Genomic DNA, 13,001 nt, shown 5'->3' on the forward strand with positions numbered 1-13,001 from the left:
CCGGCACCCCTCCCACCCACCACCCAGCTCGAGACGAGGAGGCCCGCATGAGCGAGCACGTTCTGGAGATGCGCCGGATCAGCAAGTCCTTCCCCGGCGTCAAGGCGCTGCAGGACGTCACCCTGGCCGTCGCCCGCGGCGAGGTCCACGCGATCTGCGGGGAGAACGGCGCCGGCAAGTCCACCCTCATGAAGGTGCTGTCCGGCGTGTACCCGCACGGCACCTACGAGGGGGACATCGTCCTGGAGGGCAAGACCGTCTCCTTCCGGGACATCAAGGACAGCGAGCGCAGCGGAGTGGTCATCATCCACCAGGAGCTGGCGCTGTCCCCGTTCCTGTCCGTCGCCGAGAACATCTTCCTCGGCAACGAGCGCGCCACCCGCGGGGTCATCAACTGGAACGAGACCAACGCCAGGGCCGCCGACCTGCTCCGGCGCGTGGGCCTCGACGTGAACCCGAGCGTCCCCGCCGGGGACATCGGGGTGGGCAAGCAGCAGCTCGTGGAGATCGCGAAGGCGCTCTCCAAGGACGTGAAGCTGCTCATCCTCGACGAGCCCACGGCCGCCCTCAACGACGAGGACTCCGCGCACCTGCTCGGCCTCGTCCGGGGGCTGCGCGAGGACGGGATCACCTGCATCATCATCAGCCACAAGCTCAACGAGATCCGGGCGATCGCCGACTCCGTGACGATCCTGCGCGACGGGCGGACCATCGAGACCCTCAGCCTGCACGACGGATCGGTCACCGAGGACCGGATCATCAAGGGCATGGTGGGCCGCGAGCTCACCAACCGGTACCCGGCGCGGGTCCCCGACATCGGCGCGGAGGTGCTCCGGGTCGAGGACTGGACCGTGCACCACCCCCGGGAGCACTCGCGGGTGGTCGTGGACGGGGCGCACCTGTCCGTGCGCGCGGGCGAGATCGTGGGCATCGCCGGGCTCATGGGCGCCGGACGCACGGAGCTGGCCATGAGCATCTTCGGGCGCAGCTACGGGGCCAACATCACCGGGCGGATGTACAAGAACGGCCAGGAGATCACGGCGCGGACCGTCAGCGAGGCGATCCGGCACGGCATCGCGTACGCCACGGAGGACCGCAAGCGCTACGGGCTCAACCTCATCGACGACATCAAGCGGAACATCTCCTCGGCGGCCCTGGGCAAGCTCACGTCCGCGGGCTGGGTGGACGGCGGGCGCGAGACCCTCGTGGCGCAGGACTACCGCACCAGCATGAACATCAAGGCGCCCTCGGTGTCCTCGATCACCGGCAAGCTCTCCGGCGGCAATCAGCAGAAGGTCGTCCTGTCCAAGTGGATGTTCGCCGACCCCGACGTGCTCATCCTCGACGAGCCGACCCGCGGCATCGACGTGGGGGCGAAGTACGAGATCTACACGATCATCAACAGGCTGGCCGCGCAGGGGAAGGCGGTGCTGGTCATCTCCTCCGAGCTGCCGGAGCTGCTGGGGATCTGCGACCGGATCTACACGCTCGCCGAGGGCCGGATCACCGCCGAGGTGCCCATCGCCGAGGCCACCCCCGAACGACTCATGCAGCACATGACCCAGGAAAAGGACTGACCCATGGTTTCCACCCTCGTCGACGAGGACCGGGCTCTCGACAGCCGAGGCCCGCAGAAGGCCTCCACCGTGGCCGGTGCCGGCCGGTTCCTCATGAGCAGGCTCCGCCAGATCGGCATCTTCCTGGCCCTGCTGGTGATCGTGACGCTGTTCCAGGTCCTGACCGGCGGCGCGCTGCTCCAGCCGGACAACGTCTACAACATCATCGTCCAGAACAGCTACATCCTGCTGTTGGCGATCGGCATGGTCATGATCATCGTGGCCGGGCACATCGACCTCTCGGTCGGCTCGGTGGCCGCGTTCGTGGGGGCCATGTCCGGGATCATGATCCGGGACTGGAGCCTGCCGTGGTGGGTGGCCCTGGTGGCCGCCCTCGCGGTGGGCGCGCTCGTCGGGGCCTGGCAGGGCTTCTGGGTGGCCTACATCGGGATCCCCGCCTTCATCGTGACCCTCGCCGGCATGCTCGTCTTCCGCGGGCTGACGCAGATCGTGCTCGAGAACCAGCGGATCACCGGTTTCCCGCAGGAGTACCGCCAGCTCGGCGGCGGCTCCCTGTTCCCCGGGCTGTTCCCGCCCGCGACCAACATCCTGGACTGGACCACGGTGGGCATCGGCCTGATCGCCACGGCGATGCTCGTGGTGAGCCAGCTCCGGGGCCGGGCCAACCGTGCCAAGCTCCAGCTCGAGGACGAGCCGCGCGCCTGGTTCCTCACGCGGCTGGTCTTCGGCGTCGTCGTCATTCTCGCGCTCACCTTCCTGCTGGCCAGCTCGCGCGGCGGGACGCCGATCGTGCTCGTGGTCCTCGGCGTCCTGGTGGTCGCCTACAGCGCCGTCATGAACCGGACGGTGTTCGGCCGCCACGTCTACGCCCGCGGCGGCAACCTCCAGGCCGCCCAGCTGTCCGGAGTGAACACCAAGCGCGTCGACTTCCTGCTGTTCGTCAACATGGGCGTGCTCGCCGCGCTGGCCGGGCTGGTGTTCACCGGCCGGCTCAACTCCGCCGGGCCGGGCGCCGGAAACCTGTTCGAGCTGGACGCGATCGCCGCGGCCTTCATCGGCGGCGCCGCCGTGACCGGTGGCGTGGGCACGATCATCGGCGCCATCACCGGCGGCCTGATCATGGGCGTGCTCAACAACGGCATGTCCCTCATGGGCGTGGGGATCGACTACCAGCAGTTCATCAAGGGCCTGGTGCTGCTGCTGGCGGTCGGCTTCGACGTGTTCAACAAGCGCCGCGCCTCGAACGCCCTCAAATGACCGCGCCCGTCCCGGCGTCCTTCGGGACGCTGCCCGACGGGCGGGAGGTCACCGTGCACACCCTGACCGCCCCGGGCGGGCTGCGCCTGCGCGTGCTCGACCTCGGCGCCACGGTGCAGGCCCTGCACCTGCCCGACCGGGCCGGGGGCACGACGAACGTGGCCCTGGGCCACCCGGACGCGGCCGCCTGCGCCGCACTCCCGGAGGCCTTCCTCGGGGCGGTGGTCGGCCGGTACGCCAACCGGATCGCCGGCGCCCGCTTCGACCTCGACGGGCGCACCGTGGCCCTGGCGGCCAACGAGGGCGGCAACACCCTGCACGGAGGCCCCGACGGCTTCCACCGCCGGCTCTGGCGGACGGTCTCCGCGGGCCGCGACCGCCTGGTGCTGGAGCTGGTCAGCCCGGACGGGGACCAGGGCTTCCCCGGGGAGCTCACCGTGCGCGCCACCTACACCGTGTCCGGCCACACCGTCGCCCTGGACCTCGAGGCCCGCACCGACGCCCCCACCGTGGTCAACCTGGCCGGCCACGCCTACCTCAACCTCGCCGGCGAGGGTTCGGGGACGGTCGAGGACCACCTGCTCACGGTCGCCGCCGACCACTACCTGCCTGTCGGCCGGGATGGGCTGCCCACCGGCGGCCTGGCCCCGGTCGCCGGCACCCCGCTGGACCTCACCACCCCGGCGCGACTGGGGGAGCGGATGCGCTCGGAGCACCCGCACGTCGCGGCCGTGGGCGGGATCGACCACTCCTTCCACCTGCGCGGCACCGGGCTGCGCGCCGCCGCCCGGCTGGAGCACCCGGCGAGCGGGCGCTCCGTGGAGCTGTGGACCGACCAGCCGGCCCTGCAGGTCTACACCGGCAACGCGCTCGACGGCGCCATCACCGGCCCCGGCGGACGGGGCTATCCACGGGGCGCGGGCCTCGCCCTGGAGCCCCAGCGCCACCCGGACTCGCCGAACCGGTCGGAGCTCTCCGACCCGGTGCTGCGACCGGGCGAGACCTACCGCTCCCGCACGGAGTGGCGCTTCCGGTACTAGCGGCCGCCGGACTTCTTCTCGCGACGCTTGGCCATGACACGGCTGAAGAGCGCGGTGCCGACCATGAAGAGGATCTTTCGCATGCTGGTGCTCCTTCGGTGATGTGGTGCCTGGATGACGTGCCCGGCCCACGCTACGGGCTCTTCCGGCAAAAGGTAAGTGAGCTGAAGAGTTCTCGGCCGAGAGCGAGCACACCGGGAGACTCCCCGCGCCGCCTCGCCGGCTACGTCCGCACCGCGCGCAGGTGCTCCTGGACCGCCGCGGCGACCTCCTCGGGCCGCTCCTCGGCGAGGAAGTGGCCGGCGTCCAGGGCGTGCCCCGTGGCCCGCGGGAACTGCCGCCGCCACAGCGCGAGCGGGTCCTCCCGCGCGCCGACCCGTCCCCGCGAGCCCCACAGGACGAGGGCGGGCAGGTCCCGCCGCTCGTGCTCGTCCGCCTCGTCGATCTCCACGTCCGGGCCGGCGGCCGCGCGGTAGTCGCGGCACCAGGCGTCGACCACGGCGGGATCCCGCGCCGCGTCCTCGTAGGCGGCGAGCGCGGCCGGGTCGAACGGGACCTGCGTGCCGCTGAGCCCCTGGAGCGTCCGGCGCACGAAGTACACGGGGTCGTGGCCGATCAGCGTCTGCGGCAGCCCCTCGCCCTGGGCGAGGAACGCCCAGTGGTAGTACCGCTGGACCAGCCACGCGTCCATCGACCGCCACACCTCCAGGGTCGGCAGGATGTCCAGCAGGGCCACGGAGGCCACCGCGCCGGGGGCGTCGAGCGCCATCCGGTGGGCGGTGCGGGCGCCTCGGTCGTGTCCGACGACGGAGAACCGGTCGTGGCCCAGGGCCCGCATGAGCTGCACCTGATCGGCGGCCATCGCCCGGAAGGTGTAGTCCTCGCTGCTCGTGCGCGAGCGGCCGTAGCCGCGCAGGTCGGCCGCGACCACGGTGAACTCCTCGGCCAGCACGGGGGCGAGGAGGTGCCACATGGCGTGGGTCTGCGGGAAGCCGTGCAGCAAGAGCACGGGCGGGCCGTCGCCGCCCGTGCGGGCGTGGATCGTGCCGTCGGCCACGGGGACGTCGTGGGCGGTGAAGTCGGGGAACACGGTTCCTCCTGCGGGTCGGGGACAGGGGCGGGGACGGACCGCGCGGCGCGGGGCCGGGACTGGAATGCGGGGCCTGCGGCGTTGTACGTGATGGGCTGGACCGTACATGCTCCAGCCAACACCAGCGAGGAACCGGGAGAAACCCCATGAACCACGCCCCGACGCAGTTCGTCGACCCCGCGGCCACGGCCGGTCACGACGCGAGCGCGCGGGAGCTCGTGGAGACCGCCGAGCGGTACACCGCCCGCACGTACTCCCCGCTGGACGTGGTGGTGGCCCGGGCCCAGGGCACGACCGTCACGGACGTGGAGGGCCGGGAGTACCTCGACTTCCTCGCCGGCTACTCGGCGCTGAACTTCGGCCACGGCCACCCGGCGGTCCTCGAGGCGGCCCGGACCCAGCTGGAGCGCGTGACGCTGACCAGCCGCGCGGTGCACAACGACCAGCTCGGCCCCTTCGCCCGGGACCTGTGCGCCCTGCTCGGCCAGGACATGATGCTGCCGATGAACACCGGCGCCGAGGCCGTGGAGTCGGCGATCAAGGTCGCCCGCAAGTGGGGCTACGAGCGCAAGGGGGTGGTCCCGGGCCGGGCGCAGATCGTCGTGGCGGCGGGGAACTTCCACGGCCGCACCACCACGGTCATCAGCTTCTCCGACGACGACGAGGCGCACCGCAACTACGGCCCCTACACGCCGGGCTTCGTGACCGTCCCGTTCGGGGACCTCGCCGCGCTCGAGGCGGCCGTCACCGAGGACACGGTCGCCGTGCTGCTCGAGCCGATCCAGGGCGAGGCCGGCGTGATCGTGCCTCCCCCGGGGTACCTGCAGGGCGTGCGGCGGTGCACGGCCGAGCACGGGGTCCTGCTCGTCGCGGACGAGGTCCAGTCCGGGCTCGGCCGCACCGGCCGGACCCTGGCGTGCGAGCACGAGGGCGTCGAGGCGGACCTCTACCTGCTGGGCAAGGCCCTGGGCGGGGGAGTCCTGCCCGTGTCCGCGGTGGTGGGCCGTGCCGACGTCCTGTCGGTGCTGCGGCCCGGCCAGCACGGCAGCACGTTCGGCGGCAACCCGCTGGCCGGCGCCGTCGGCCGCGCCGTCGTCGCCCTCCTCGCCACCGGGGAGCCCCAGGAGCGGGCGCGGGTCATGGGGGAGAAGCTGCACGCCGGGCTGGCCGAGCTGGCGCCGCTGGGCCTGACCGAGGTGCGGGGGCGGGGGCTGTGGGCCGGGATCGACATCGATCCGCGGCTCGGCACCGGCCGGGAGTGCTGCGAGCGGCTGGTGGCCCACGGTGTCCTCGCCAAGGACACCCACGGCTCCACCCTCCGGCTGAGCCCGCCGCTGGTGATCACCGACCGGGAGCTGGAGCGGGGCCTCACCGCCCTCGCGGACGTGCTGCGGGAGATGGCGCGCCGCTGACCCGCCTCAGCTCGCCCCGGCGGCATCCTCCCCGGCGGGCTGCTCCCCGTGGGCCAGCGCCGACTCGATGCTGCCGGCGAGCTGCGCCGGCGAGGTCTTCGGGGCGAAGCGGCGGATCACCCGTCCGTCCCGGCCCACGAGGAACTTGGTGAAGTTCCACTTGATGGCGTCGCCCATGATCCCGCCCCGTTCCTCGCGCAACCACGACCACAGCGGGTGGGCGTCGGGACCGTTGACGTCGACCTTCTCGAACATCGGGAACGTGACGCCGTAGTTGCGGCTGCAGAAGTCGGCGATCTCCTGCTCGCTGCCCGGCTCCTGGTGCCCGAACTGGTTGCAGGGGAAGCCCAGGACCACGAGGCCGTCCTGCTTGAAGTCCCGCCACAGCTGCTCGAGGCCCTCGTACTGCGGCGTGAACCCGCACTCGCTCGCGGTGTTGACCACGAGCACCACCTTCCCGGCGTACTCGGACAGCGGCTGCTCGCGCCCGTCCAGGGTCGTGGCGGTGAAGTCGTGCAGCGTGGTCATGGAAGCCTCCGGGGCGGTCGAGGACGGTGGTCTGCTCCCATTCTGCCGCCGAAGTCCCGCGCCCGCCCGTGGGAGCGCCGAGGTTGCGGACCACGGCCACGCCCTCGTGCGCGGTGGCCGTCGTGTGCGACCTCGCGGAGGGGGAGAGAGGGGGTGGGGTGCGGGTGCAGGTGGGTAACGATCCTCCGGGCGGGTCCTGTGGGCCGCGGGGCCGCGGCGTACCCTGGCCGTGTCGGAAGGAGCCCGTCATGACACAGCGCAACGAAGCGTGGCCCGCCGGAACGCCCTGCTGGGCCGATCTGACCGCGTCCGATCCGGGCCGCACGCAGCAGTTCTACCGGGAGGTGCTCGGCTGGGAGTACGGCGAGCCGCGGCCGGAGCACGGCGGGTACCGCAACGCCCTGGTCGGGGGGAGACCCGTGGCCGGGCTCTCCCCGGCGGTCCCGGACCTGACGGGTGTCCCGCACGTGTGGCAGGTCTACCTGGCCTCGGACCGGATCGACCTCTGCGCCGAGCGGGTCCTGGCCGCCGGCGGCACGCAGCTGATGGAGCCGGTGGAGGTGGGCGAGTTCGGCCGGATGGGCGTCTGGCAGGACCCCACCGGGGCGTCCTTCGGGATGTGGCAGGCCGGGGAGCACATCGGCTTCGCCGTGTTCGACGTGCCCGGCAGCGTCGCCTGGTGCGACCTCACGACCCCGGACCACCACACCGCCCGCGACTTCTACGCCCAGGTCTTCGGCTACCACTACGAGGACATCGGCGAGGGCGGCGTCTCCTACGCCACGTTCACGGTGCCGCACGGGGAGCGCCCGGCCGGCGGCATCGGCGGGACCGACCCCGCGGCGGAGAACGCTCCCGCGGTCTGGTCGGTCTGCTTCCAGGTCGACGACGTCGACGCCGCCGTCCAGCGCGTGCGCGACGCCGGCGGCTCGGTCGTGGAGGACCCGTTCGACTTCGCGTACGGGCGGCTGGCGGTCGTGGCCGGCCCGGACCGGGAGTCCTTCGCGATGATGACGCCCGCGAGCATGTAGGGGCGGGCGGGCAGCCCGCGCCGTCCTGTGACGCGGTTGCCCATCGGCGAGTCCGTCCAGCGGCACGAGCGGTCCGGGGACGCACCCGCCCAGGCGGATCCCAGGGCCACGTGGCACGCTGACGCGCATGACCTCCACCGCGCACCGCCCGGACACCGGGCGACGACGGACCTCCGCCGACCTCGGCCCGTGGATCCTCGCCGGCGTCGCCGCGACCGCTCTCGCCGTGGGCCTGGCCGAGCTGCTGGCCTGGGTGACCGGGCCGGTCGGCGCGCCGCTCACGGCGGTCGGCGGGGTGATCGTGGACGCGGTCCCGGCCCCGGTCAAGGACGCGGCGATCGCCCTGTTCGGCACCGCGGACAAGCTCGTGCTGCTGCTCGTCATGGCCGCCGGGCTCGTGGCGGTCGGCGCGGGCATCGGGGCGGCCCAGCGCGCCAACCCGCCGATGGGCGTGGTGCTGCTCGGCGTGCTGGGGCTCCTCGGGCTGCTGGCCGTGCTGACGCGGGCGGGGCCGACCGTGGCGGACACGGTCCCCGTCGTCGTCGGAACCGGGGCCGGGGCGCTCTTCCTGACGTTGCTCACCCGCCGGACCGCGCCGACCGGCCGGCCCGCGGCCGCACTCGACCGCCGCGGCTTCGTCCGGCTCTCCGCGGCCGCCGCCGTGCTGGGCGCCGCCGCCGGCGTCGCGGGGCGCTGGGCGTCCGCGGCGGCGGCCCGGGTGCCCGCCGCCCGGGACCTGCTCCGGATCCCCGCCCCGGCCGTCCGGGACCCGATCCCGGCCGGGGCGGACCTCGGCGTGGCGGACGTGGAGCCCTGGCTCACGCCCGCCGACGACTTCTACCGCATCGACACGGCGCTGTCCGTCCCGCGCATCGACGTGGCCGCGTGGGAGCTGCGGATCCACGGCATGGTGGAGCGGGAGCTGACCCTGGGCTTCGACGACCTCACCGCCCGGCCGCTGGTCGAGCGGATCGTGACGCTGGCGTGCGTGTCCAACCCCGTGGGCGGCGACCTCGTGGGCAACGCGGTGTGGACCGGCGTGCCGATCCGGGAGCTGCTCGCCGAGGCCCGTCCCTCCGCCGAGGCGGACATGGTGCTCTCGACCTCCGAGGACGGGTTCACGGCGAGCACCCCGCTCGAGGCGCTGACCGACCCCGGCCGGGACTCCCTGCTCGCGGTGACCATGAACGGGGAGCCGCTGCCGTTCGAGCACGGCTATCCCGTGCGGATGGTGGTGCCCGGACTCTACGGCTACGTCTCGGCCACCAAGTGGGTCGTGGACCTCGAGGTCACCCGCTTCGACCGGGCGGAGGCGTACTGGACCTCGCGCGGCTGGACGGCGCGCGGGCCGATCAAGATGTCCTCGCGCATCGAGGTGCCGGCCGAGGGCGGGCGCACGGAGGCGGGCCCGGTGGTTCTCGCCGGCACGGCCTGGGCCCAGCACACCGGGATCGTCGCCGTGCAGGTCAGCGTGGACGAGGGGCCGTGGCAGGACGCCGAGCTGGGCTCCGTGGGCACGGACGACACCTGGCGGCAGTGGGTGCTGCGCACCGGGCTCCCGAGCGGCCGGCACACCGCGCGGGTGCGGGCCGTGGACCGGGACGGGACCGTCCAGACCGCCGAGCAGGCCCCGCCCGCCCCGGACGGCGCCTCCGGGTGGCACGAGCGGACCTTCACCGTGGCCTGATCCGTGGCCTGATCCGTGGCCTGATCCGTGGCCTGATCCGCGGCGTGCCACCGCGGTGCCGCGGCCCTGGGGACGCGCAGGAACGTCGAGACGGTCTCGCCCAGCTCCGGACAGGGGTTCGACACGTACATCGCCGACCCGTCGTGGTGGGGCTGGTCCCAGAGCCGGCTCGTCGCGGCTCCTCCGCAGTCGGTCCTCGTCCTGGTGGTCGGCCGTCCGGTGGTCATCCGTGCACTCTCCCGGGGTCTCGAGGTGTGAGGGGTTCCGGTGGGCGGGGCGCTGCGGCCGGCGCCGGGCCGGGGACCGGGCGGCCGTGACGGCCGCCGGAGCAGCTCAGGCCGGGGCCGGGCCGGTGGAGGAGCGGACGACGAAGTGGGCCGGGAAGAGCTCGTTCGACGGTTCGCGGCTCCCTCCGGCGAGGTGCTCGAGGAGCCGCTCGACAGCGCGGGTGCCCTGCCGCCGTGCGTGCTGGTCCAGGGTCGTCAGGCCGAAGGCCTCCCCGATGGGGTGGGCGTCGACGCCGATGACGGACAGGTCCCCGGGCACGGTGAGCCCGAGGTCCCGCGCCGCCAGGATCGTTCCGGCCGCCATCTCGTCGGACGAGGCGAAGATGGCGGTCGGGCGGTCGGCGGGGTCCGCCAGGAGATTCTTGGCCTGCTGGTACGCGTCGGTGAACGTGTAGTCCGCGATGAGCGACCACGCGGGTTCCACGGCCAGCCCGGCGTCCGCCATGGCCTGTTCCCAGCCGTCCCGGCGGTCGCTGGACATGGGGAAGTAGCGCCTGCCCTCCTCGGCCCCGCCGAGATGCGCGATCCGCCGGTGGCCCAGCCCGATGAGGTGCTGCGTCGCGCGGCGCCCGACGTCGAGGTCGTCGATGCTGATGGTGGACGCCCCCACCAGGGGACCCCCGACCCCGACGAGGGGGATGCCGGCGGAGAACAGCTGCTCCGTCTCCGCCGGGTCCAGGTGCAGGGACACCGCCACCGCCGCGTCCAGCCGCTTGCGCAGCAGGAAGTCGGTCAGCACGGTCTCCCGGTAGCGGTCCCCCTCGAAGTTGTAGAGGGTCAGGTCGTACCCGGCCTCCATGAGCGCCCCGGCCACTCCCTCGAGGACGGTGGAGAAGTACCACCGGTCGACGTGGGGGAGGACCACCCCGATGTTCCGGCTCCGACCGCTCGCCAGGCTCGAGGCGTGGTAGGACACGACGAAACCCAGCTCCTGCGCCGCCTCCTGCACCCGCGCCCGGGCGCGGGGGGACACGTGCCCCTTGCCGCTGAGCGCCCGGGAGACGGTCGCGGTGGACACGCCCGCCCGCGCGGCGACGTCCTGGAGCCGGGGCGGGTTCACCTCCGTGTCACCTCGTGTCCTCCTCCATCTGCAGCCATGCGCACTCCTCCGGGTCCAGGATATGCGGCGCGGAGGCCGGGGACCCGCTGCGGAGCAGGACCGGCAGGTCCGGCAGCTCGATCGGCGCGGACCCCGTGTTCAGCAGCACCAGGACGCCGTTGTTGACGAGGCCGAGGCAGCCCTGACCGGTGAGGTCCTCCGCCCACGCGAGGGAGCCCGAGCCGAGCCCGTGGTCCCGCCGCAGCGCCAGTGCGGCGCGGTAGAGGGACAGCGTGGACGCCGGGTCCTGGCGCTGCGCCTCGCGGGAGAGCTCCGCCCAGTCCGCGGGCTGCGGGAGCCAGGCCTCGCCCGTGGCGCTGTAGCCCAGGGACGCCCCGGTGCGCGTCCAGGGCAGCGGCACCCGGCAGCCGTCGCGGCCGAGCCGGTCCCCGCCGGTGCGGTGGTAGGTGGGGTCCTGGCGGACGTCGTGGGGGAGGGTCGTGTGGTCCGGCAGGCCCAGTTCCTCCCCCTGGTACAGGTACACGCCGCCCGGCAGGCCGAGCATGAGCAGGGACGCGGCGCGAGCCCGCCGCGTGCCCAGCACGTGGTCCGGCTGCTCGTCCTCTGGCCCGCGGCCGTCGCCCGGGCGCGGGGAGTCCGCGGTCAGCGCCAGGCGGGTCGTGTGCCGCACGACGTCGTGGTTGGACAGCACCCAGGTGGTGGGGGCCCCGACCGCGTCGAACGCCTCGAGGGAGGAGGTGATGATCCGGCGCAGCTCCGCGGCGTCCCACGGCGCCGCCAGGTAGGAGAAGTTGAACGTCTGGTGCATCTGGTCGGGGCGCACCCAGTCGGCCAGGCGGTCCAGCGGGTCCACGCTCGCCTCGGCGCAGAGGATCCGCTCGCCGTCGTACTCCGCGAGCACCTCGCGCCAGCGCCGGTAGATGTCGTGGATCTGCGGCTGCCCGAACATCGGGGCGTCGGTGAACGGGTAGCCGGGAATGCTCCCGCCGTCGGCCCGCCCGTCCCAGTCGGGCAGGCCCTCCGCCTTGATGAGCGCGTGCGCCACGTCCACCCGGAAGCCGGCGACGCCGCGGTCCAGCCAGAAGCGCAGCACCCGCTCGAACTCCTGCCGGACCAGCTCGTTGTCCCAGTTGAAGTCGGGCTGCGACGAGTCGAACAGGTGCAGGTACCACTGGCCGGGCTGCCCGTCGGCCTCGGTGACCCGGGTCCAGGCCGAGCCCCCGAAGTGGGACTGCCAGTTGTTGGGGGGCAGCTGCCCGGACGCGCCGCGGCCGTCCCGGAAGACGAACAGGTCGCGCTCCGGGGCGCCGGGACCCGCCGCGAGGGCCTGCCGGAACAGGAGGTGCTCCTGCGAGCAGTGGTTGGGCACCAGGTCGATGATCACCCTGACGGACAGGGCGTCCGCGGCCGAGACCAGCGCGTCGAAGTCCGCGAGGGTGCCGAGGGCGGGGTCGACGTCGCAGTAGTCGCTCACGTCGTAGCCGCCGTCGAGCTGCGGGGACGGGTAGAAGGGGGAGAGCCAGATCGCGTCGATGTCCAGCTCCGCCAGCTGTCCGAGCTCGGCGGTGATGCCGGCGAGGTCGCCGACGCCGTCCCCGTCGAGGTCCCGGAACGAGCGTGGATACACCTGGTAGATCACCGAGGAACGCCACCACTTCGGCTCCTGGTCGCGGTCGTGGACGGGTGTGAGGCGCAGGGACTGCAGCGCACCGTAGGTCGTGGACATGCGGTCCATCGTAGAGCGGATGACGCCGAACTGGAAGCGCTATCACATATCTTTGCCGGTGCTTGGTGGTCTGCCAAAGAGTCTGGACACGCTTAGTGGTAGCGCTTACAGTAGTGAGCCAGCTCACCTCCCGGTGGGCGGCCCTCTGGCCGGACCGTCCCGACCGCCTGGCACGTCCTTCCCGAGCTCCACCGGCGCAGGAACGTCCGCGGGACCCTGAAAGGAACCACCCACCATGTCGTCTGTGCGCTACGCGAATGTGACCTGTCAGTACCCCGGTGCCGAGCGGCCCTCGGTGACCGGGCT

Annotated in this window: 10 protein-coding genes; 6 read left to right on the forward strand and 4 right to left on the reverse strand. The window is 73.1% G+C overall.

The genetic code is table 11. The features are described from left to right. The first annotated feature begins 47 nt into the window (after window positions 1-47). Genes mmsA through ACYVM4_RS05450 form a run of 3 tightly spaced genes read left to right on the forward strand, consistent with a single transcriptional unit; the run spans window position 48 to window position 3,874 of the window. The gene (gene mmsA, locus ACYVM4_RS05440) at window positions 48-1,577 is read left to right on the forward strand and encodes a multiple monosaccharide ABC transporter ATP-binding protein (protein ID WP_460667896.1); all 1,530 of its coding nucleotides are present in this window, start codon (window positions 48-50) and stop codon (window positions 1,575-1,577) included. A gap of 3 nt (window positions 1,578-1,580) precedes the next feature. Further along, the gene (gene mmsB, locus ACYVM4_RS05445) at window positions 1,581-2,834 is read left to right on the forward strand and encodes a multiple monosaccharide ABC transporter permease (protein ID WP_460667897.1); all 1,254 of its coding nucleotides are present in this window, start codon (window positions 1,581-1,583) and stop codon (window positions 2,832-2,834) included. Next, window positions 2,831-3,874 (forward strand): aldose epimerase family protein, encoded by a 1,044-nt coding sequence (locus ACYVM4_RS05450; RefSeq protein WP_460667898.1) that lies wholly within the window; start codon window positions 2,831-2,833, stop codon window positions 3,872-3,874. Before mmsB ends, ACYVM4_RS05450 begins: the two co-directional genes overlap by 4 nt. A gap of 223 nt (window positions 3,875-4,097) precedes the next feature. Here ACYVM4_RS05450 and ACYVM4_RS05455 read toward each other — a convergent pair whose 3' ends face one another. Then, window positions 4,098-4,964, reverse strand: a complete 867-nt coding sequence (locus ACYVM4_RS05455; protein WP_460667899.1) for an alpha/beta fold hydrolase — start codon at window positions 4,962-4,964, stop codon at window positions 4,098-4,100. Window positions 4,965-5,110: 146 nt separating this feature from the next. Here ACYVM4_RS05455 and rocD point away from each other — a divergent pair, with 146 nt between their 5' ends. Next, entirely contained in the window at window positions 5,111-6,376 is a 1,266-nt protein-coding gene (rocD, locus tag ACYVM4_RS05460; RefSeq protein WP_460667900.1) for an ornithine--oxo-acid transaminase, read from the forward strand. A 6-nt stretch (window positions 6,377-6,382) separates the two neighbouring features. Here the strand turns inward: rocD and ACYVM4_RS05465 are convergent, their stop codons facing one another. Continuing rightward, complete coding sequence (locus ACYVM4_RS05465; protein ID WP_368823190.1) at window positions 6,383-6,904, reverse strand: glutathione peroxidase; 522 nt, start codon at window positions 6,902-6,904, stop codon at window positions 6,383-6,385. Between the two features lie 248 nt (window positions 6,905-7,152). Here ACYVM4_RS05465 and ACYVM4_RS05470 point away from each other — a divergent pair, with 248 nt between their 5' ends. Next, window positions 7,153-7,935, forward strand: a complete 783-nt coding sequence (locus ACYVM4_RS05470) for a VOC family protein (protein ID WP_460667901.1) — start codon at window positions 7,153-7,155, stop codon at window positions 7,933-7,935. A gap of 127 nt (window positions 7,936-8,062) precedes the next feature. Next, on the forward strand, window positions 8,063-9,622 hold the full coding sequence (locus tag ACYVM4_RS05475; RefSeq protein WP_460667902.1) for a molybdopterin-dependent oxidoreductase: 1,560 nt from the start codon (window positions 8,063-8,065) through the stop codon (window positions 9,620-9,622). Window positions 9,623-9,955: 333 nt separating this feature from the next. On the opposite strand, the gene ACYVM4_RS05480 is transcribed toward ACYVM4_RS05475, so the two are convergent. Together ACYVM4_RS05480 and ACYVM4_RS05485 are read right to left on the reverse strand one after the other, a co-directional pair. Continuing rightward, on the reverse strand, window positions 9,956-10,969 hold the full coding sequence (locus ACYVM4_RS05480; protein ID WP_368823187.1) for a LacI family DNA-binding transcriptional regulator: 1,014 nt from the start codon (window positions 10,967-10,969) through the stop codon (window positions 9,956-9,958). A gap of 7 nt (window positions 10,970-10,976) precedes the next feature. After that, complete coding sequence (locus tag ACYVM4_RS05485) at window positions 10,977-12,695, reverse strand: glycoside hydrolase family 13 protein (protein WP_460667903.1); 1,719 nt, start codon at window positions 12,693-12,695, stop codon at window positions 10,977-10,979. Window positions 12,696-13,001: the final 306 nt, after the last annotated feature.

Source organism: Kocuria himachalensis (assembly GCF_054784195.1).

Excerpts from the sequence above, each read along its gene's own strand:
- mmsA (WP_460667896.1), top strand. The coding sequence starts at position 48 with ATGAGCGAGCACGTTCTGGAGATGCGCCGGATCAGCAAGTCCTTCCCC.
- mmsB (WP_460667897.1), top strand. The coding sequence starts at position 1,581 with ATGGTTTCCACCCTCGTCGACGAGGACCGGGCTCTCGACAGCCGAGGC.
- ACYVM4_RS05450 (WP_460667898.1), top strand. The coding sequence starts at position 2,831 with ATGACCGCGCCCGTCCCGGCGTCCTTCGGGACGCTGCCCGACGGGCGG.
- rocD (WP_460667900.1), top strand. The coding sequence starts at position 5,111 with ATGAACCACGCCCCGACGCAGTTCGTCGACCCCGCGGCCACGGCCGGT.
- ACYVM4_RS05465 (WP_368823190.1), bottom strand. The coding sequence starts at position 6,904 with ATGACCACGCTGCACGACTTCACCGCCACGACCCTGGACGGGCGCGAG.
- ACYVM4_RS05470 (WP_460667901.1), top strand. The coding sequence starts at position 7,153 with ATGACACAGCGCAACGAAGCGTGGCCCGCCGGAACGCCCTGCTGGGCC.
- ACYVM4_RS05475 (WP_460667902.1), top strand. The coding sequence starts at position 8,063 with ATGACCTCCACCGCGCACCGCCCGGACACCGGGCGACGACGGACCTCC.
- ACYVM4_RS05485 (WP_460667903.1), bottom strand. The coding sequence starts at position 12,695 with ATGTCCACGACCTACGGTGCGCTGCAGTCCCTGCGCCTCACACCCGTC.